General features: G+C 56.6%; 15 protein-coding genes. 10 read left to right on the top strand and 5 right to left on the bottom strand.

Annotated features, from left to right (window positions below; translation table 11 throughout):
• Positions 1-138: 138 nt before the first annotated feature.
• Positions 139-1,440, bottom strand: coding sequence for an MFS transporter (locus QP868_RS11035; RefSeq protein WP_284926619.1), 1,302 nt, complete (start codon positions 1,438-1,440; stop codon positions 139-141).
• Positions 1,441-1,482: 42 nt separating this feature from the next.
• Between QP868_RS11035 and dapB the strand changes: the two genes are divergently transcribed.
• Together dapB and QP868_RS11045 are read left to right on the top strand one after the other, a co-directional pair.
• Positions 1,483-2,226, top strand: a complete 744-nt coding sequence (dapB, locus tag QP868_RS11040) for a 4-hydroxy-tetrahydrodipicolinate reductase (protein WP_284926620.1) — start codon at positions 1,483-1,485, stop codon at positions 2,224-2,226.
• Positions 2,226-2,678: a tetratricopeptide repeat protein gene (locus QP868_RS11045; RefSeq protein ID WP_284926621.1), complete on the top strand. Its 453-nt coding sequence runs from the start codon at positions 2,226-2,228 to the stop codon at positions 2,676-2,678. Before dapB ends, QP868_RS11045 begins: the two co-directional genes overlap by 1 nt.
• Here the strand turns inward: QP868_RS11045 and QP868_RS11050 are convergent.
• Positions 2,675-3,961 (bottom strand): heparan-alpha-glucosaminide N-acetyltransferase domain-containing protein, encoded by a 1,287-nt coding sequence (locus QP868_RS11050; RefSeq protein ID WP_284926622.1) that lies wholly within the window; start codon positions 3,959-3,961, stop codon positions 2,675-2,677. The genes QP868_RS11045 and QP868_RS11050 overlap by 4 nt on opposite strands.
• Before the next feature lie 93 nt (positions 3,962-4,054).
• Here QP868_RS11050 and dapA point away from each other — a divergent pair, with 93 nt between their 5' ends.
• Together dapA and QP868_RS11060 are read left to right on the top strand one after the other, a co-directional pair.
• Positions 4,055-4,972 carry a 4-hydroxy-tetrahydrodipicolinate synthase gene (dapA, locus tag QP868_RS11055; protein WP_284926623.1) on the top strand — a complete coding sequence of 306 codons (918 nt, stop codon included), beginning with the start codon at positions 4,055-4,057 and terminating at the stop codon, positions 4,970-4,972.
• Between the two features lie 58 nt (positions 4,973-5,030).
• On the top strand, positions 5,031-6,716 hold the full coding sequence (locus tag QP868_RS11060; protein ID WP_284926624.1) for a ribonuclease J: 1,686 nt from the start codon (positions 5,031-5,033) through the stop codon (positions 6,714-6,716).
• Between the two features lie 22 nt (positions 6,717-6,738).
• Here the strand turns inward: QP868_RS11060 and QP868_RS11065 are convergent, their stop codons facing one another.
• Entirely contained in the window at positions 6,739-7,467 is a 729-nt protein-coding gene (locus QP868_RS11065; protein ID WP_284926625.1) for an IclR family transcriptional regulator, read from the bottom strand.
• Positions 7,468-7,476: 9 nt separating this feature from the next.
• The gene (locus QP868_RS11070) at positions 7,477-9,387 is read right to left on the bottom strand and encodes an L-lactate permease (protein ID WP_284926626.1); all 1,911 of its coding nucleotides are present in this window, start codon (positions 9,385-9,387) and stop codon (positions 7,477-7,479) included.
• A 295-nt stretch (positions 9,388-9,682) separates the two neighbouring features.
• Between QP868_RS11070 and QP868_RS11075 the strand changes: the two genes are divergently transcribed.
• The 6 genes from QP868_RS11075 (at position 9,683) to QP868_RS11100 (ending at position 17,767) form a co-directional block, all read left to right on the top strand.
• The gene (locus QP868_RS11075; RefSeq protein ID WP_284926627.1) at positions 9,683-11,047 is read left to right on the top strand and encodes an FAD-binding oxidoreductase; all 1,365 of its coding nucleotides are present in this window, start codon (positions 9,683-9,685) and stop codon (positions 11,045-11,047) included.
• 48 nt (positions 11,048-11,095) lie between these two features.
• Positions 11,096-11,515, top strand: a complete 420-nt coding sequence (locus QP868_RS11080) for a GlcG/HbpS family heme-binding protein (protein WP_284926628.1) — start codon at positions 11,096-11,098, stop codon at positions 11,513-11,515.
• 74 nt (positions 11,516-11,589) lie between these two features.
• Positions 11,590-13,185, top strand: coding sequence for a malate synthase A (gene aceB, locus QP868_RS11085; protein WP_284926629.1), 1,596 nt, complete (start codon positions 11,590-11,592; stop codon positions 13,183-13,185).
• A gap of 211 nt (positions 13,186-13,396) precedes the next feature.
• Complete coding sequence (locus QP868_RS11090; RefSeq protein WP_284926630.1) at positions 13,397-13,804, top strand: (deoxy)nucleoside triphosphate pyrophosphohydrolase; 408 nt, start codon at positions 13,397-13,399, stop codon at positions 13,802-13,804.
• Positions 13,797-16,916, top strand: a complete 3,120-nt coding sequence (locus tag QP868_RS11095; protein ID WP_284926631.1) for a DEAD/DEAH box helicase — start codon at positions 13,797-13,799, stop codon at positions 16,914-16,916. The genes QP868_RS11090 and QP868_RS11095 overlap by 8 nt, the downstream gene beginning before the upstream one ends.
• A gap of 47 nt (positions 16,917-16,963) precedes the next feature.
• Complete coding sequence (locus QP868_RS11100) at positions 16,964-17,767, top strand: DUF3152 domain-containing protein (protein WP_284926632.1); 804 nt, start codon at positions 16,964-16,966, stop codon at positions 17,765-17,767.
• 52 nt (positions 17,768-17,819) lie between these two features.
• Here the strand turns inward: QP868_RS11100 and QP868_RS11105 are convergent, their stop codons facing one another.
• Positions 17,820-19,307, bottom strand: coding sequence for a DUF1846 domain-containing protein (locus QP868_RS11105; protein WP_284926633.1), 1,488 nt, complete (start codon positions 19,305-19,307; stop codon positions 17,820-17,822).
• Positions 19,308-19,479: the final 172 nt, after the last annotated feature.

A 19,479-nucleotide genomic window follows, 5' to 3' on the forward strand; every position in this document is an offset into this window, starting at 1 on the left:
GCATGTATAACCGCCTGAAGCCTTACGGAACACTGGGCAAGAAGCCCCTGCCGTACACACATTTTGAGCATTAACCCAACCTTGCGGGGTTCCCGGCACGTTGTGTTTTGGGGGTGCGTTTTGGCGCAAAGGGGGGTGCTACAGTGAGGTGCGGCGCACCCGGCTGGGTAGCCCAATTTTCTTGGCGAACACCGCCATCCACACAGCGCCGGCGATTCCGGCCAGGCCAATTGCAACAATCCCAGCGCCCAGGGTGGCAAATGTGACAAAAGCAGAAACCACCGCCGGTCCGCCTACTCGGCCCGTGTTGGAGAAAAGCGACCAGATACCCAAGAATCGGCCGCGGTTTTCAGCGGGACACAGGTCCGCCCCAATCGTCATGTTGATTCCGGCGCCCAACTCGTTGCCTAAAGCCATGATGACCACGGCCACGAACGCGCCGGTCACATGTGGCCACACAACCAGCGCTAGGAACCCTGCGCCAAAAATACTCACGCACGCAATCAGGGTGGGCGCGCGACCCAGACGGTCCTTCGCATATCCGCCCGGGAACATAATGACCAGCTCAATGGCCGCACCCAACGCGATCAACAACGACACCACGGCCTCACTCAGGCCAATCGAGTGCCCCCACAACTGCACGATCACCGGCTGCACAATCCGCAACGCCATGAGGACCATGACCGGCAGACCGGCTAAGATCACCGCCGTCCAGTTGACGCCGCGCAACCCGGGTGACGCCCCGCCCGAGGTGTCCGCCACCTCGGCCACGTCTTCCTCCTTGCGGGCGCTGGCCTCCGTGGAAGCGTCCGTCTCTTTGGCAGTGCGGGTGGGTGACACCTCGGCGGAGTCCCTTCCTTCGCTGGACCCCACGGGCGAATACAAAAGAGCCACAGCGACCGCCGCGCACACTGTGGCAAACACAAACACCGACCACAGCGGGAACACCATGACCAAAACAGCGCCTGCGAGCGGACCAACCAGGTTTCCCACGCGAATTGTGCCGCCTAAAGCGGTCATGGCTCGGCCAATGAAGTGGTTGGGGACGTGCCGGGTGATGAACGACTGCCGGGCCAGCGTCCACACCGCTTCGCTGGGAGCGCGCAAGAACAGGCTGGCCGCGTACAGAGCCACAGCCACGGACGCGCCCAAAACCCCAGGCCCGGCGATCAGCGAAAAAACCGTGACACCGGAAACGGCGGTGATCAGTGATGTGGCGATGAGCATGGTTGCTCGGTCGCCAATGCGGTCGATCAGCATGCCCGCCGGGACTGCGAAAGTCAGCTGGATGATCCCCATGATCGCGACAATTAGCGACGCAAACGCCGGGGTTGCGCCCACGCTGAGCGCGCCCAACACGTACACGGGTAGAGTGGCGCCCAGCCCCGTGTGGAACAAGAGCGAAGGCGCGTAGACCGGCCAGAAAAGCTGCTTGTACATGTAAGGGTTAGCATAGAACCGAATCAAATCTGAGGAGTGTCGGTGTCTAACATTCGAGTCGCAGTACTGGGAGCACACGGTCGCATGGGGTCACACGCAGTGCGTGCCCTGGAAGCAGCCGACGGTATTGAAGTCGTGGCCACCCTGGGGAGTTCCGATCCCCTGGAGCAAGTGGTGGAGTCCGGTGCCCAGGTCGCGGTTGAACTGACCGTTCCGCGTGCAACTGAAGACAACGTACGTTTTTTGGTCAGCAACGACATCCACACTGTCGTTGGCACTACTGGGTGGGACGATGACCGTTTGAACAGGCTTGAAGACCTGTGCGCTGAACACCCCCAAGTTGGTGTGCTCATTGCGCCAAACTTCTCAATTGGCGCGGTCTTGGCCATGCAGTTCGCAGAAATGGCGGCCCCGTACTTTGACTCTGCTGAAGTGATTGAAATCCACCACACGCGCAAGCTCGACGCACCTAGTGGAACGGCTGTGTCAACGGCTAAGCGTATCGCCGCGCAGCGCGCGCAGGCGGGCCTACCGCCGGTGCCAGACGCCACCGAAACTGATCCGCACGGCGCGCGCGGAGCGGTTATCGACGGGATCCACGTCCACGCGGTGCGACAAGTTGGCATGAACGCCAGCGAAGAAATCCACTTTGGTTCAGCCCATGAAGCGCTCACGATTCGTACCGACTCGCACTCGACCGAGGCTTTCATGCCTGGAATCGTCCAAGCAGTCAACGCGGTTGCAGACCACCCCGGGCTCACCGTTGGGCTCGAAAAGTACCTGTAATGTCAAAGGCGAAAATTGGTGCGATCATCATGGTCGTGCTCTTGGGCGCGTACCTGGTGGTGATGGTCAACCGTGGGTGGATTCTGCTGACCGACCCGCAACCGATCGCCAAAATCATGGGGGTCGCGTTGTTTGTCTTCCCCGTGATCGCAGTGTGGGCGATTGTGCGGGAGCTGTTTTTTGGGGCGTCTATGGAACGCTTGGCGAAGATCCTGGAAAAGGAAGGTGGACTTCCGCCAGATAACCTTCCGCGTACACCTGGTGGTCGAATCATTCGCGAAGCTGCAGACAAAGAGTTTGAAAAGTATCGCGCAGAAGCAGAAGCTGATCCCGAAAATTGGCGCAGCTGGTTTCGGCTTTCGTGTGCATATGACGCCTCGGGGGACCGCAAACGTGCCCGAGCCACCATGCGTAAAGCGATCAAACTTCACGCTGAGACTGAGAAGCGTTAGCGACCCGCCCGCGCGGGAACCAAACGAGCCACACCAGAGCTGGCAAGCGAAAGCACCTGCTCAAGTGGACCACGGGGGAGTACGAACACCTTCCACAGAACAGCGGCGAAAACGGCAACGTAAATGTGAAGTGCGTATTCGGGCCACGGGCCCAGCGGGAACTGCTGTGTGATTTCCAGGAACACCACGTGACCGGAGTAGATGGTCAACGGCATGGCCCCTGGGGCAGAAAGGAAAAACAACCACACGCGTCCCGGGCCTTCACACAGCTGATGAGTGGGGTTCTGTTCAAACGTGGTTCCAAAAGAGCCCAGCGCGTTCGAAATCAGGCAGCACAGCCCAATGACGGCCAGCGCCACGCCTATTGTCCCGGCGAGGTCGAGCGTGGTTCCTGTGTGCGGTGCTGAAACCGTGAGCCAACTCCACGTGTCGGTGGGTGTTACCCCGTGAGTTCCTGTGATGAGTAGCTCGTCAAGCGTTTTGTCGTAGTTGTCGAGAGCAGACTCTTGAAGTGCGAACAACCCGGCGGGTGACGCTGTCATCAGGAGCCATGAGAAGGCTTTTGCAAGCACGGCCAGTCCGGCACCAACGGCGACTGCGCTCCAGCAGGTGACAGAGCGGTACCAGTTGAGGTGACCCAGGGACATGCCTATCAGCATGTATCCCAGCCACTGGAGGACGGGGTAGTAGCCGGTGAGGCCAATCGCGGTGAGCAAGTAGCCCGGCTCTGCGAGCATAAAAAGGTTGGGGATCTCAAACGCCTGGGGCAACTGGAAGTGGTTGCGAGCCGCAAAGCTGATGAGTGGCGTGACAATGATCCACACAAACGCGAGCACTCCTAGCGTGCGGGGCCCGGCGCGTAAGAACAATGTGGCGATCATGAACATGATGCCGTAGTTCACCAAAATGACTGCCACATGAGTGGTGAATAAGCCGAGGATGAGCCCCAAGACCACGATGCACAGTCCGCGCGTGAAAAGTCCCGCTGCGGCCCGGGCCCAGCCACCGTCTTCAAGTGCGCTACGGGTGGAGAGGATTATCGAGATTCCGGCAATGACTGCGAAGAGGGCGGATGCGCGCCCGGCAAAAATGGAGGCCGAGGTGGCCTCCCCTGAGTTTGCAACCAGCGGGACGATGTGGGTTGCGATCATGCCGAAGATCGCGATGCCACGCGCGGTGTCGAGGCCGATATTGCGGTTTGCAGGTGCTAGGCGGTTGACGACGACGTTCCCGAAGGAACGTGAAGAGCGCGAGGTGCCAAAGCCTTCTGCGGGAAAAACCACACTTTGAGACTAACCCGTTTGTTAGACGTTGAGGGTGAGCCACGCGCGTAAACCTTTGGGCGTTGTATTGTTTAGCGCTGTAGAGTAGAGCACATGGCTATGATTCATAGTGCGTACGCTCAGCGGGCACAAGATGCTTTCGGTACGGTTGGTACGGCGATGATCACGCCCTTTTCGCCAAACGGGGCAGTCGATTATGACGCAGTGCAGGTTGTAGCCAATTATTTGGTGCAACAAGGCAACGACATGCTGGTGGTTTCGGGTACCACAGGTGAATCACCTACCACCACTGATGAAGAAAAGGGACAGTTACTCAAGGTTGTCCGAAGCGCAGTGGGCGAACACGTCAAAATTGTTGCCGGTGCGGGCACCAATGTCACGGCCCACTCAATTGAACTGGCCCAGCAGGCGCAAAGCGCTGGCGCCGATGGCCTGTTGGTTGTTACCCCGTACTATTCCAAGCCATCACAGGACAGTATTCGTGCGCATGTGGAAATGACTGCGGACTCGACTGAGTTGCCTGTCATGTTGTACGACATTCCGGGTCGTTCCGGGGTTCCCATGGAAACCGAAACGCTTATTCGCATGGGTGAACACCCACGGGTTCTGGCAGTGAAAGACGCAAAAGGCGATATCGCGGCGTCCATGGATGTGATGACGCGTTCAGACTTGGTGTACTACTCGGGTGAGGACGCACTGAACTTGCCACTCATGTCCGCCGGTGCAATTGGCCTGGTGTCAGTTGTAGGGCATGTGGCAGCCAAAGATCTTGCCCGCATGGTTGATGCCGTGCACAACAATGACCTCATGCAGGCCAGGCACGTAGCTGAAAACCTGGTGCCTATTGTGGATGCCGTTATGAATCACATGCCTGGGGTTGTTTCCGTGAAGGCTGCCCTGGAGCTCGCTGGAATCATCCAGTACCGGGGAACTCGTATGCCTCTCTTGCCTGCAACCGAAGAGCAGGTGGAGTTCTTGCGTTCTAAGCTGGGCGAATTTCTCAACCCGTAGTACGGGTAAGCAGGCACTTAGTTTTTTGATGAGAAAACACATGTAGAAAGTACATACAGTGATTGATTTATTGTCCGAATTGAGTGACCCACCTAAGGCGGACCCTGAAGCGTTGCGTATTGTGGCGCTGGGTGGCCTTGGTGAAGTGGGCCGAAACATGACCGTGTTTGAATACCGCGGAAAGATCCTGGTGATCGATTGCGGTGTTCTGTTCCCAGAAGAAGAACAGCCTGGAATCGACCTGATTCTGCCGGACTTTTCATACCTTGAAGGCCGTACTGAAGACGTGGTGGGAATTGTGCTCACCCACGGCCACGAAGACCACATTGGTGCGGTCCCGTACTTGCTAAAGAAGCTGGGTGACGTCCCAATCCTGGGGTCCACACTGACCCTCGCACTGGTGGAAGCGAAGCTCAAAGAGCACCGGATCCGCGCGACTACTCGCATCGTCGCCGAAGACGACAAGGACCAGTTGGGTCCGTTCGACCTCGAGTTTGTGGCCGTCAACCACTCGATTCCAGACGCGCTCGCAGTGTGCGTGCGCACGGGTGCAGGAACCATTCTGCACACCGGTGACTTCAAGATGGACCAGTTGCCACTTGACGGACGTATCACTGACTTGCGGTCGTTCGCACGTTTGGGTGAAGAAGGCGTGGACCTGTTCCTCACCGACTCCACAAACGCCGATGTCCCCGGTTTCACCTCGATGGAAAAGGACATTGGGGCTGTTCTTGAAGCACAGTTTGGACGTGCTGAACGACGCATTATCGTGGCGTCTTTTGCCTCGCACGTCCACCGTGTCCAGCAGGTGTTAGAAGCCGCGTCTGCCCATGGCCGCAAGGTCGCGTTGGTGGGCCGGTCCATGGTGCGCAACATGAAGATCGCCCAGGAGCTTGGCTACTTGAACGTGCCACCGGGCGTGCTCATCGACATTAAGCACGTGGACTCACTGCCTGATGACCAGGTGGTGCTCATGTGTACAGGATCGCAGGGTGAGCCTATGGCTGCACTGTCGCGTATGGCGAACGGTTCGCACCGCGTGACCGTGAACGAAGGCGACATGGTGGTGCTCGCGTCGTCCTTGATCCCAGGAAACGAAACCGCGGTGTTTCGGGTCATCAACGGACTCATGAAGTTGGGCGCCACCGTGATCCACAAGGGTAATGCCAAGGTTCACGTGTCTGGTCACGCATCGGCTGGTGAACTGTTGTACGCGTACAACATTGTTAAACCCCGAGGTGTCATGCCGGTGCACGGCGAATGGCGGCACATGCTGGCGAACGCAAAGCTTGCGATCGACACGGGAGTGCCGGAAGACCACGTTGTTGTTGCTGACGACGGCTGGGTTGTGGACCTCAAGGACGGCAAGGCGCGCGTTGTGGGCGCCGTGGATTGTGACTACGTGTTCGTTGACGGATCGTCAGTGGGTACAGTCACCGAATCGGATCTGCAGGACCGCCGCATCCTTGCGGGTGAAGGGTTCGTGTCGATCTTTATGACGGTGGACAAGTCAGACAAGCGGGTGTTGGCGGGCCCGGTCATCCATACCCGAGGTGTCGCAGAGTCCGACCGCGTGTTCGACACGATCAAGCCCAAGATTGAAAAGGCAGTTGCGGACGCTTTGGATGACGGGGTTGTCGATGAGCACAAGCTCCAGCAGATCATCCGACGCACCATTGGGCGTTGGATCTCTTCCAAACTTCGTCGCAAGCCCATGATTGTGCCCATGGTGGTTATCGTCTAGACCTCAACTGAACACACAAGCACTAGTGCGACCCTGCCCAGCGGCGATTAAGCTGCTGGGCAGCTGTGTGTAGAGTGTCAGCCACGTCAGCGTACTTTTCTGGACCCAAACGTGACGTGGGGGAGCTGACGGAAAGGCCAGCGAGACTGGGTGCCCCTGGTACATACACCGCGAGGCACCGCACTCCCACTTCCTGTTCTTCGTCGTCGAGCGCGTACCCGTGTTTCCTGCACGCGGTCAGGTCTTCGAGTAACGCGTCGCGAGACAGCAGCCGAGGCAAGTGAACCTTGTCCAAAATCGTGTGAACTTGGTCGTCTGGCATAGTCGCAAGGACAGCCTTACCCACACCTGAACCCCACACGGGAACGTGCGCACCCACCTGGGTGAACATGCGCATAGACCGCTGGGACGTCGCCTGTGCAACGTAGGTCATAACGTCATTGGTGAAATACGCAAGGTTCACGGTCTCGCCTAATGTGTGAGCGAGCTTGTCCAAGACCGGTTGGATTGTGTATCCAGACTGCTTGGCCGCCTCAGTTCCCAAGCTCACAAGAGCAGGGCCCAAAGCGTATCGTTTGTCCGTCAACTGTGTCACGTATCCGCGAGCTGCGAGGTTGGAGACAATGCGGTGAATGGTGGGGGCCGGAATGTCCAGTGCGTTGGCAATGTCAACACTCCGGGCAACCCCACCCATCGACCGCATTGTCTCAAGCACATCGAGCATGCGGTTGACTGACTGAATAGTAGCCATACTCAGTTCTTAGCGCTCTTCACTGCGTGGGGCGCTGGAACCAGGGGCCACCTCGGCCAGTTCAGGGAACGCCGCCTGCTCACTACCTGGAGCTACCAGACTGTCGTTAGGCACGGGCTTCTGCTTGGCCGCCAACGCGATAACGGTGGCGATACCAGCCAGGCAGATAACGAACGTGATCGTTCCCAGGTTGAAGCCAATACCCCACACCCACATGTAGGCGACCGAACCAGCCAGCAGTGAGTACACGGCCATGGGAATGATGGTCTTGCGGATGATGTGGCCTTCTTTTCCAAGGAGTCCAACAGTTGCGGCCGCTGCGACAACGTTGTGAACGGACACCATGTTTCCTGCGGCACCACCAACAGCCTGGACGGCGACAACAGTTTCAGGGCTGGGAGCGCCGATGCCTGCACCGGTTGCGAACTGGAACTGCGAGAACATGTTGTTCGAAACGGTGTTAGACCCAGCGACGAATGCACCTAGAGCACCAATGAACGGTGCGAGCAGTGGCCAGTTTGGACCCATTGCGTTTGCCGCTGCAGTCGCGAGTGTCACCGGCATGGAGTCAAGACCCGAGTCGTTGAAAGCTGGACCAGAGTTGATGAACACGCGGACCATGGGCAGTGAGCACAAGAGCGCAAAAGCAGCTCCGGCGATCTGGCCACCGGCAATCTTCCACGACTCTGCAATCTGCTTAGCAGACATACGGTGAAGCGCGTAGGTCATGAGGCACACGACCAGGAAGATAGCGCCAGGGGAGTAGAGCAGGTCCATCTTCTGGGAAAGCCCCTCTTGGCCCAGAATGTCCTTCACAGTCAGAACTGCGTCTTGGGCCAGGAACTTCTTAATAGCAGGGACGTTGCGGGTGAGCAACAACAGGGCGACCACCAGAAGGTACGGCAACCACGCCTGGAACAGAGGCATGCGCTTCTTAATGTTCGCAGCTTCAGTCTGTGGACGCATGGTGCCCATCCACTGCTGTGGCCAGGCGGCGCGGTTGGCGAAGTCCCACGTGTCGCGTGGAGCGAGGAAACCTGCCTTAGCAGCTGGCACCACAATAGCCAGACCAATGAGACCACCAATGAGCGATGGGAATTCTGGTCCCATGAACGTGGCAACTGCAAGGTAGGGAAGGATGAACGCAAACGCGGCGAAGATTGCGAAAGGAGCTACCTTCAGTCCGGCTGCGAAGCTCTTGTTCTCACCGAAGAATCCGGTCATGAAGCATGCCAAGAGAAGTGGGATGAAGATACCGCACACACCGTGAATGAGAGCAACCTGGGTGGCGGTGTGGGAAACGAACATGTCTTGGGCAACGGTAACGTTGTCAAGGGGGATACCCAGTTCGGTGAGGCGTTCTTTCAGACCGTTCGTGGCCTCAATTCCGGAGTCGAAAATACCTTTACCGATACCGGTGATCATAGGTGTTCCCACGGCACCGAAGCTCACAGGCGTGGACTGGATGAGCAGGCCTGCTAGAACGGCGGCCATTGCGGGGAAGCCCAGGGCAAGCATGAGCGGTGCGACAACGGCAGCTGGGGTTCCGAACCCAGCAGCTCCTTCGATGAAGCTACCGAAGAGCCATGCGACGATCACCACTTGCACGCGACGGTCAGGTGACACAGCGATGAAGCCAGCGCGGATCGTGTCAATTGCGCCTGACTTGGTGATGGTGGCCAGGAGGAGGAGTGCACCGAAAACGATCCACAAAAGACCAATGGCAACCAGAATTCCTTGGATGACCGAAGCCATAATGGTCGTCCCGGAGATCCCCCATGCGAAGAACGCAACGGCGGCGGAGGCGACAAGCCCAACGGGCATCGCGATGACTGCGGGAAGACGGAACCCTAAGAGCAGGGTTCCTGCGATCACAATGGGAAGGATCGCCAGTAAGGCTTGTACGCCGAGACTGTCCATGCCAACAACTTTCTGTGAGTTACGTTACGTGATTTGATTCACATAAGTGTGCCATAGAACTGAGCCGTGTGAAGCCACTTTTCATGAAAAATGTTCGCGTGGTGAAAGTTAGTTTTCGTATTGCGTAGGTGTGTTGGGGTGGGGTGCCCCCGAGGTTGCCGCCTTTAGTTTCGCTATGTGAAATTTGCGTTCTGCATGACAAAATAGCAGTAATATGGTTCACTTTTAATAGAGCTCATATTGACGAACCCTGCTGGGGTTCGTGGTGATACAACGACGGATGGAAGGTTGTCGCATGCTGGATGAACTTGCTCAGCAGTTGCCTGCTGGGGTTCTCATTACGAACCCAGACACCATGGAAGCGTACCGGCGTGACCGGGCGAATGACCCCAATGCGGGAATGCCTGTAGCTGTAGTGCGTGCAACTGAAGTCGAGCATGTCCAAACGGCCATCAAGTTCGCGGCAAAGCACAACATCCCGGTAGTTCCTCGTGGTGCTGGCTCAGGTCTTTCAGGTGGCTCAACTGCTGTTGACGGGTGCATCGTTATCAGTGTTGACAAGATGAACAACATCGACATTGACCCTGTGACGCGTACCGCTGTTGTGCAACCTGGTGCCATCAACAACGAAGTCAAAGTCGCAGCGGCCGAACACGGGCTGTGGTACCCGCCAGACCCTGCGAGCTTCCAGTTCTGTTCGATCGGCGGAAACATCGCGACAAACGCCGGTGGTCTCTGTTGTGTGAAATACGGCGTGACAACGGACTACGTGCTGGGCCTTGAAGTTGTTTTGCCAGACGGCAGGCTAGTCAAACTGGGTGGGCCACGCTTGAAGGACGTTGCGGGTCTGTCGCTCACCAAACTGTTTGTGGGCTCGGAAGGCACCTTGGGCATCATCGTGTCCATAACCTTGCGACTCATCCCAGCGCAGCGCCAACCCACCACACTGGTGGCTACGTTCCCCACGTTGGAGGGAACCATGAACGCGGTGCTAGAAATTACCCGCAAGATGCGCCCGTCCATGTTGGAGTTCATGGACGACGTGTGTATCAACGCAGTGGAAGACCAGATGAAGATGGGGCTGGACCGCAGTGTGAAGGCCATGTTGGTGGTGCAGTCAGACGAGCCGGCTCAGCACGCCACGGAAGAAATCCAGATGGTCGAAGAAATCTGTAACCGCAATGGTGCTTCCGAGTGCTACTACACAGCGGACCCTGACGAAGGGGAGATGTTTGCGGCGGCTCGCAGGGCCGCAATCCCGGCGGTTGAAATGACCGGAACGATCTTGCTTGAAGACGTGGGAGTTCCGATTCCACGCTTAGGGGACCTGGTCGTGGGAATTGAGGAAATCTCGAAGAGCCGTGACGTCACAGTGGCTGTGATGGCACACGCGGGTGACGGAAACACCCACCCGCTCGTAGTTTTTGATCCAACCGATAAGGATCAAGAGGAACGCGCTCACATCGCGTACGGCGAAATCATGGATCTGGCTATGCGGCTGGGTGGAACGATTACCGGTGAACACGGGGTCGGGAAACTCAAGCAGCCGTGGCTCACCCACTACTTGGGTGACGACGTGCTGGATCTCAACCACCGAATCAAGAAAGCGATCGACCCGCAAGGAATCATGAACCCCGGTTCGTGCTTTGTGATGGGTTAACGGCCAGCCGGAAACCACCTCGGCGATTTACTTACGAAAGGCGCGAACATGAGTGCTTACACAACTGTCAATGTCGTGACATATGAAACGGCTGCGCGAGCCGTCGCGCTGACGCTGGAAGAAGGCGAAAAGCTGGGTCTGAAACTGTGCGCGACTGTAGTTGACCCGTCCTTGGGGCTGGTCGCGTACGGGCGTGCTGACGGGATGACCCCACACAGCGTCGAAACGTCGAAGAGGAAGGCACAAACTGCCGCCTCAACACGCAAACCCAGTGCGGCGATCCTGCCGGAGCTGGCAACCAAATTGGAGCTCGGATCGGGTGGGATTCTCACGTCGATCGCGGGTGGTGTGCCGTTGTCTTTCGACGGCGTGCACGTAGGTGGACTTGGAGTGGCAGGCGGTAAACCGGCCGAAGACGCCCAGGTCGCCCAAGCAGTCCTCGCCCGTCTGGGCGCTGACAGTCAATAATCCAGTCAACTATCCGCTGAAACACAACCGTCAAAAGCCATTGATCCAAAGATCATTTAACTGAAGGGAAACCCATGGCAACGAAGCTTGATCTTCCACAGGGAATGGAATTTACCGCCGAGGTCGCAGATGAGCACCTGAAGGTCCTCACCACAGATGCGTTGGAGTTGATCGCTGATCTGCACCGCAAGTTTGAGTCCGAGCGCCAGGCTCGGTTGGCTGCGCGTAAAGAGGTGCAGAAGTTCCTCGATGAGGGTGGCGAGCTGGACTTCTTGGAAGAGACCGCGCACATCCGCGAGGACGCTGAGTGGCAGGTTGCTGCTCCTGCTCCTGGTTTGGAAGACCGCCGGGTTGAGGTCACTGGTCCTACGTACCGCAAGATGACGATTAACGCGTTGAACTCCGGTGCGAAGGCATGGCTGGCTGACCAGGAAGACGCGAACACTCCGGCGTGGGAATCGGTGCTGGGCGGGCAGGTGAACCTGCTGGACGCGATCAACCGTGAGATCGACTTTGTGGCAGAAGAAACGGGCAAGGAATACAAGCTGCGCCCGGATGAGGAACTGCCTACGATCATTGTGCGTCCACGTGGTTGGCACATGACTGAAAAGCACATTCTGGTCGATGGCGAACCGGTTTCGGGTTCGCTGGTGGACTTCGCGCTGTACTTTGCAACCGCTGGGCGTAGGCAGATTGAAAAGGGTCTGGGGCCATACTTCTACCTGCCAAAGATGGAGTCGTACCTGGAAGCACGCCTGTGGAACGACGTGTTTGTGTACGCGCAGAACAAGCTGGGTGTTGCTCAGGGAACGATCCGTGCGACCTGCCTGATTGAAACGTACCCGGCTGCGTTCCAGATGGAAGAGATCCTGTATGAACTGCGTGAGCACTCGTCAGGACTCAATGCGGGACGGTGGGACTACATTTTCTCGGTCATCAAGACTCACCGGAACAAGGGTGAGGACTTTGTGACCCCTGACCGTGCGGCCGTGACCATGACGGTGCCGTTCATGCGTGCGTACACCGAACTGTTGGTGCGCACATGCCACAAGCGTGGGGCACACGCGATTGGTGGTATGTCAGCGTTCATCCCGTCGAAGGACGAGGCTGCGAACAAGAAAGCCTACGAGCAGGTCACCAACGACAAGACCCGTGAAGCCAACGACGGGTTTGACGGTTCGTGGGTTGCTCACCCTGGAATGGTGGACACGTGTAAGGACGCGTTTACCAAGGTGCTAGGGGACAAGCCTAACCAGATCGATAAGAAGCGTGAAGACGTCAACGTGACAGCAGCCGACCTGTTGGCTGTTAAGGACACACCTGGCGACATTACGGATGCTGGTCTGCGCGCCAACATCTCAGTTGGAATCCAGTACGTGCAGTCGTGGCTCAACGGAAACGGTGCAGCAGCGATCAACGGGCTCATGGAAGACGCCGCGACCGCCGAAATTTCGCGTACCCAGGTGTGGCAGTGGATCCAGGCAGGTTCGACCGTGTCTGACACCGGCGAGGTTGTGACCAAGGAACTGGTGCGCTCGCTGGTGGGCGAGGAAGTGGCGAAGTTGCCTGCTGGCGACTGGGAAGCCGCGACCAAGCTGTTCGTGGACATGGCCACCGATGACACCTACCACGACTTCCTCACCCTCCCTGCATACGAACTTCTGCCGTAAGGCACGGTTGTCGCTGTAGGCGGCAGGGGAGTCGCTCCCGTTGGAGCGGCCCGGGGTTGTAAGAGAGCGGGCTCCGTGACATGTGTCGCGGGGCCCGCTTTCATGCGCGGCGCTGTCATGCCGGGCTTCGGGGTGGGTTGGGTAGGTTACCCCGCCGAGGTCGTTCCGGGCTTTGCTTAGCTGTGTCAGTGCCTGCGGTTAGAGTACACACATGAGCACAATTCAAGTGGTGGGCGCTATTTTTACCGACGGTACTAAAGTTCTGGCTTTTCGACGCAAAGCCGGGAAATCGGCCGCCGGTAAATGGGAATTCCCAGGTGGGAAAGTTGAACCTCACGAGTCACCAGAAGATGCCCTGGCCCGAGAACTCGAAGAAGAGCTTGGGCTCACAGACGTCACCGTCGGCGAATGCCTTGACCGTTCAACCACGCCCGTGGGAGACATTTCTATTGATCTTGCTTGCTATGAGGTAGACACCCACATTTTTCCAACTACGAGCAGTGATCACGACATGATTCAGTGGGTCGAGCGTGAATCACTTTCCTCGCTCGACTGGGCAGAGCCTGACCTGCCTTCTGTGCACAAACTTATGAACACGACGGGTGGTTTTCATGGGTAATGAGCAATTCGACGTTGTCGGACTGCGTGAGCAGCTTCTGACCGTTCAGCAAATGGCATATGTGAATTCCAAAGCGGGAGACGGGGTGCTGAAATATCGGCATTCAAAGGTTCCACACGTCGATAGTGCTACCGCGGTGTCACGCTATGTAGCTCAACAGGTTCATGCCCATCTTTCTGCTCTTAAAGAAGACGAGCTTGTTGATGAAGCAAACCGGATTCTGAACCTCCTATCAGAGCCTGCACACACTGAACCGCTTGAAGCAGGGCCACAACAACTGCTTTCCGTCTACCCCACATACATGAAAGAGCCACCACCCGCACCCACAACGCCCTTATCTGATCTCGCGCTATTGACGAATGCGAAAGGCGACCCGCAGATTGGTTCGGAAGTTCGTCGTGAACTTGCAAGCGCTGACCGGGTGGATCTCATTTGCTCGTTCGTAAAGTGGAGCGGCATCCGCGTTCTAGAGAGTGAGTTGAAAGACCTGAAACTGCGCGGAGTGCCGTTTCGAGTCATAACGACCTCGTATATGGGGGTAACCGAGCCCAAAGCCCTTGACTTCTTGATCAACCAGTGTGGCGCCCAGGTTCGAGTCAATTACGACTCAAGCACTACACGTCTACACGCGAAGGCGTGGATGTTTTTCAGAAACACCGGTTTCGACACCGGGTACGTCGGAAGCTCTAACCTAAGCAAAGCTGCTCAACTCGAAGGTCTGGAATGGAACGTTCGCGTATCACGGAACCAAGCGGGTAGCGTTCTAGGAAAATTTGAAGCAACCTTCGACACATACTGGGAGTCACCGCACTTCGAGGAGTATGTACCCGAACGCGATCGCGAAAAGCTCGAACAGGCTCTTGAGAATAGCTCGCTGAATCGTTCTACGGTCAACACAAGGTTCTTTGACATCACCCCGCACCCGCATCAACTGGGAATTCTGCAAGACCTCCACGCCGAACGCGTCACGAACGATCGCCACCGCAACCTCGTTGTGGCTGCAACAGGTACGGGCAAAACTGTTGTGGCCGCGCTTGATTACCGAACTCTGGCGGGGGCAAGCGAGCCGCGGTTACTGTTCGTTGCACACCGTGAAGAGATACTGCGCCAGGCTATGGCGACGTATCGGGCAGTACTGAAATCAACCGATTTTGGCGAGCTTTTCGTAGGCGGTGAAACCCCGAGAAGAGGTGACCACGTATTCGCGTCGGTCCAATCTCTCAGCAGGAGTTTTAACAACTGGCCGGCAGACCATTTCGACATTGTTGTCATCGATGAATTCCACCACGGTGCCGCGCCTACCTACCGAAAGATCTTCGACTACTTCAAGCCAAAGGAGCTCCTGGCTCTAACCGCAACACCAGAACGCGCAGACGGAATCAACATTGCGCAAGAGTTTTTCGGCGGCCGCTACGCCAGTGAGATTCGGTTGTGGGACGCACTTGAAGCTCAGCTTTTGGTCCCGTTCCACTATTTCGGCGTCAACGATGGCACTGACCTGTCTCGGATCCGTTTCGTTCGTGGTGACTACGATGTTCGTCAACTCGAAAACGTGTACACATCGAACGATTCACGCGTGCGAATCATTCTCAAGGAGCTCGAGGATAAGGTCGAAAACTCTGCGAAGATGAAAGCTATTGGGTTCTGTGTCTCAGTGGAACACGCACAATTCATGTCACAGCGTTTTAACGCGGCCGGACTGAAATCAGCCTGGGTGGCAACGGGCATCTCACGAGAAGAACGAGCTCGTGCTATTGCCGACTTGAACGCAGGGCGTATCAACTGCATTTTCACTGTAGACATGTTCAACGAAGGCGTGGACATTCCCTCGGTCGACACGCTCCTCATGCTTCGACCAACGCAGTCAGCGACGGTCTTCCTGCAGCAGTTAGGTCGCGGTCTGAGACACGCAGTCGGTAAGTCTGTTCTCACAGTCCTGGACTTCGTAGGTCTTCAGAATAAAGAGTTCCGGTTCGACACCAAGCTCAGAGCCATGACGGGGCTGACTCGCAAACGCCTCCTCAACGCTGTCGAGGAAGGCTTTCCGTTCCTACCGCCAGGTACACAGATTGTTTTCGACCGAGTAGTCCAAAAGGCGGTGCTTGAAAATGTGAAACAGCAGATTGGCCGTACCGTTCCACAGCTACTCGCAGAAATACAAGAAATTGCCGGAGACCGTAGCCCTCTCGAACTCACTATGCGTGAGTACATGGACTCTTCAATGCGCCCTCTATCTGCAATTTATGGTGGACGAGCCAGTCGCAGCTATAAAACAATCAAAAGCTCTCCTAGCTGGCTCCAACTGCAACGTTGGGCCGCAGGCGACACAACAAACGTCGCAAACAGCCCAGCAGTCATGCGTGCACAAGTTTTGACCCATGTCGACGACCCTGAACGGATGTCGGCTTACCTTTCAATCGCTGACCCTCGCGGGGGAGTTCCGGATCAGAACGACCCGTACTTGTGGATGCTGTACTACTCCTTGTGGCCGTCTGGCCGTCCAGGAGGAATTGACGAGGGCATCCGGCTTATTCGCGAAAAGGGGGAGCTGTACACAGAGCTTCAGCAACTGTTTGACGTGCTCCGAAACGAAACTCGGGTCGTGCCTGAGCAACTGTCTGGACAAGCGGGATCCACAGTTCTCAAATCGCACGCAAAGTACAAGCGTGAGGAAATCTTGGCAGCAATGGGCATGGGGTGGAAACGAAAGCAAACTCCCGGATCATTCGTCGAAGGTGTGGCTTGGATGCAAGAACACCAGACAGAAGCGTTGTTCGTCACGTTAAATAAATCGTCCGACCATTTTTCACCGGAGACCATGTACAAGGATTATGCGCTCAATGACAGTATGTTCCACTGGGAGTCTCAGAACCGCACAAGTGTAGAAAGCAACGCCGGACAGCGATACGTCAATCAAAGGTCGAACGGAGTGAGCATCGTCCTCTTTGTGAGGGAAACAAAAGACTCAGAAAACGGAACTCAAGCGTTTACCTGTGTGGGCAATGCCGACTACATCAGTCACACCGGGTCGAAACCAATGCAAGTGCTGTGGAAGCTCCAACGCCCCATGCCTGCGCAGCTCCTCAGCGTGGCACAAGCAGTTGCGAGCTAGTCATCGATATCCTTTAACCGTCGTGGAAGTTGAAGGTTGGAAGAGCTGTGTTTGAGCCGAACTCTCGCACATACAAAATTGTGCTCGCATCGCTAATAATCGTGTGCTTTATCGCCTCAGGCATCATCGCGTGGGACCTCACCCGCCCAAACATGGGCACCGTCTCAACCCAACCTCAAGCACAAGCCACTCAAAACACCCCCACACCCACACCGGTCGCAACTGAAGAACCAACGCAAACAGCGACGACCTCGGCGGCACCAAAACCCAGCCCCACCCCAGAACCAACCAAAGCAAAAGACCGCGACTTCACCACCGCCGACATCCCACGTAAGGGATCGCAAAAATGGAACGTCAGCGAAAAACTATCCCCCATCAATCACAAAGGTAAGGACTTCCGCGTCTACATCCGCATCGAAAAAGACCTTCCCTTTGACGTTGACGAAACCACCGCACGCATCATGAAAACCCTGCAAGACGAACGCGGATGGCAAAAGGTCGACAACGTCAGATTCATCCAAGTCACCAGCCCCAAACGCGCCAACGTCACCATCAACGTGGCCACGCCCGGCACAGTCGACAAAATGTGCGCGCCCCTAAGAACACTGGGCAAACTGTCCTGCCACAACGGCAACAACGTCATGTACAACGCCGACCGCTGGGTAGACGCAACAGACGAATTCGACGACCTCGAACAGTACCGCGACTACCTGATCAACCACGAAGTCGGACACGCACTCGGCCACGGACACAAATCGTGTCCAGGCAAAGGCAAGCCTGCACCCCTCATGCAACAACAAACCAAAGGCCTACAAGGCTGCAAACCAAACGGCTGGCCCTCCGTGGCGTGACCTTAGGTCTGTAACCACTCGGGCCAGCCGTCACTGGCACAAAGCCTCCACCCTAGCGACGGTGGAACAAGCTCTTCCGCTGGTACTTAGGTTCGCTCGTCACCTGCATATCCAAACTACGGAAGATCCCCTCATCCACTGACCCCAAAATAGTCGTGGTGTGCACATCACACCCGCGCAACTGTGACAACTGATCAATCGCCCGGCGAGAATCCTCACTGGTCTCAGCCGAAACAGACAAAGCAATCAGCACCTCATCCGTGTGCAAACGCGGATTCAAACTACCCAAATGCTTGGTCTTCACCGTCTGAATCGGCTTGATCGACTCAGGCGACAACAAATGAACATCCGGGTCAATACCCGCCAGATGCTTCAAAGCGTTCAACAACATGGCGGCCGAGCACCCCAGCAGATCAGACGTCTTACCCGTGACCAACGTCCCATCAGCCAACTCCATACACGAAGCAGGAGCACCTGTTTCAGCTTCCAGTTTCAACGCTGGTGCCACCACGCGAAGATCATCTGTGGTAGCCCTCGCCTTACTCATGACGATTGCAGCACGCTCAGAGAACGTGTTGTCCCAGTCGTTGCGCGCCTCGTCCACCAGGGCCTTGTAATACCGGCGCACAATCTCCTTCTTAGACGCCTCCCTGCACACCTCATCGTCGGTGATGCAGTAGCCGGCCATATTCACACCCATGTCAGTGGGGGACTGGTACGGCGAAGAACCTGCCAAGGTTTCCAACAGCGTCTTTAACAGAGGAAACACTTCAACGTCACGGTTATAACTGGTCACGCGTTCGCCGTATGCCTGCAAATGGAACGGGTCAATGACGTTCATGTCGTTGAGATCGACAGTGGCCGACTCATACGCCAAGTTCACCGGGTGCTCAAGGGGAAGATTCCACACAGGGAAAGTCTCGAACTTGGCGTACCCAGCCGGAATCCCGCGCTTGAAGTCGTGATAAATCTGCGACAGGCACGTCGCCAATTTTCCTGAACCAGGGCCGGGCGCGGTCAGCACCACAACGTCGCGTTCGGTTTCAACGTATTCGTTCAGCCCGAACCCTTCATCACTTACGATCCTGCTCACGTTTGTGGGATAACCCGGGATCGTGCGGTGTTTGGCAACACGCAAGCCCAGACGTTCCAAACGATCAATGAATGCCTGGGCCAGCGTGTTATCTTCATCCATCTGTGTGACAACCACCCAGTTGACCAAGAACCCGCGCTCGCGGAACACGTCCACCAGGCGTAAAACGTCCTCTTCATAAGAGATGCCCAGGTCTGCTCTCACCTTGTGGCGGTGCAGATCCTGGGCATTCATGGCGATGACAATTTCGATGTCGTCGGCGATACGTTGCAGCATCTCTATTTTGTTGTCTGGAGTGAAACCGGGGAGGACACGGGAGGCGTGGTTGTCGTCGAAGAGCTTCCCACCCATTTCCAGGTAGAGCTTCCCGCCTATCTGGTCGCGCCTTTTGCGGATATGTTCCGACTGCATTTCGATATATCGTTCGCGATCAAAACCGGTTTTCATCCCGTCCCCTTCTATGTAGTTTTTCACCGTTGATGAGTATAAACCGGTGAGATGTTTCGTGGATGTTAAAAGGCGACACACGTGAGAAACACGCCGGCGACACAAACCGATGCACTTGTGGCGTGTTTCCTGGCCTCAAGCGTGGTCGGAGTTTCAACGTAGAGTGGATCTA

This window comes from Brevibacterium sp. UMB1308A (genome assembly GCF_030230605.1).
In the GTDB taxonomy this organism is placed as follows: Bacteria; Actinomycetota; Actinomycetes; order Actinomycetales; family Brevibacteriaceae; genus Brevibacterium.

Coding starts and splice junctions, on each gene's coding strand:
- QP868_RS11035 (WP_284926619.1), bottom strand. CDS start 1,440: ATGTACAAGCAGCTTTTCTGGCCGGTCTACGCGCCTTCGCTCTTGTTC.
- QP868_RS11045 (WP_284926621.1), top strand. CDS start 2,226: ATGTCAAAGGCGAAAATTGGTGCGATCATCATGGTCGTGCTCTTGGGC.
- dapA (WP_284926623.1), top strand. CDS start 4,055: ATGGCTATGATTCATAGTGCGTACGCTCAGCGGGCACAAGATGCTTTC.
- QP868_RS11065 (WP_284926625.1), bottom strand. CDS start 7,467: ATGGCTACTATTCAGTCAGTCAACCGCATGCTCGATGTGCTTGAGACA.
- QP868_RS11070 (WP_284926626.1), bottom strand. CDS start 9,387: ATGGACAGTCTCGGCGTACAAGCCTTACTGGCGATCCTTCCCATTGTG.
- QP868_RS11075 (WP_284926627.1), top strand. CDS start 9,683: ATGCTGGATGAACTTGCTCAGCAGTTGCCTGCTGGGGTTCTCATTACG.
- QP868_RS11080 (WP_284926628.1), top strand. CDS start 11,096: ATGAGTGCTTACACAACTGTCAATGTCGTGACATATGAAACGGCTGCG.
- aceB (WP_284926629.1), top strand. CDS start 11,590: ATGGCAACGAAGCTTGATCTTCCACAGGGAATGGAATTTACCGCCGAG.
- QP868_RS11090 (WP_284926630.1), top strand. CDS start 13,397: ATGAGCACAATTCAAGTGGTGGGCGCTATTTTTACCGACGGTACTAAA.
- QP868_RS11095 (WP_284926631.1), top strand. CDS start 13,797: ATGGGTAATGAGCAATTCGACGTTGTCGGACTGCGTGAGCAGCTTCTG.
- QP868_RS11105 (WP_284926633.1), bottom strand. CDS start 19,307: ATGAAAACCGGTTTTGATCGCGAACGATATATCGAAATGCAGTCGGAA.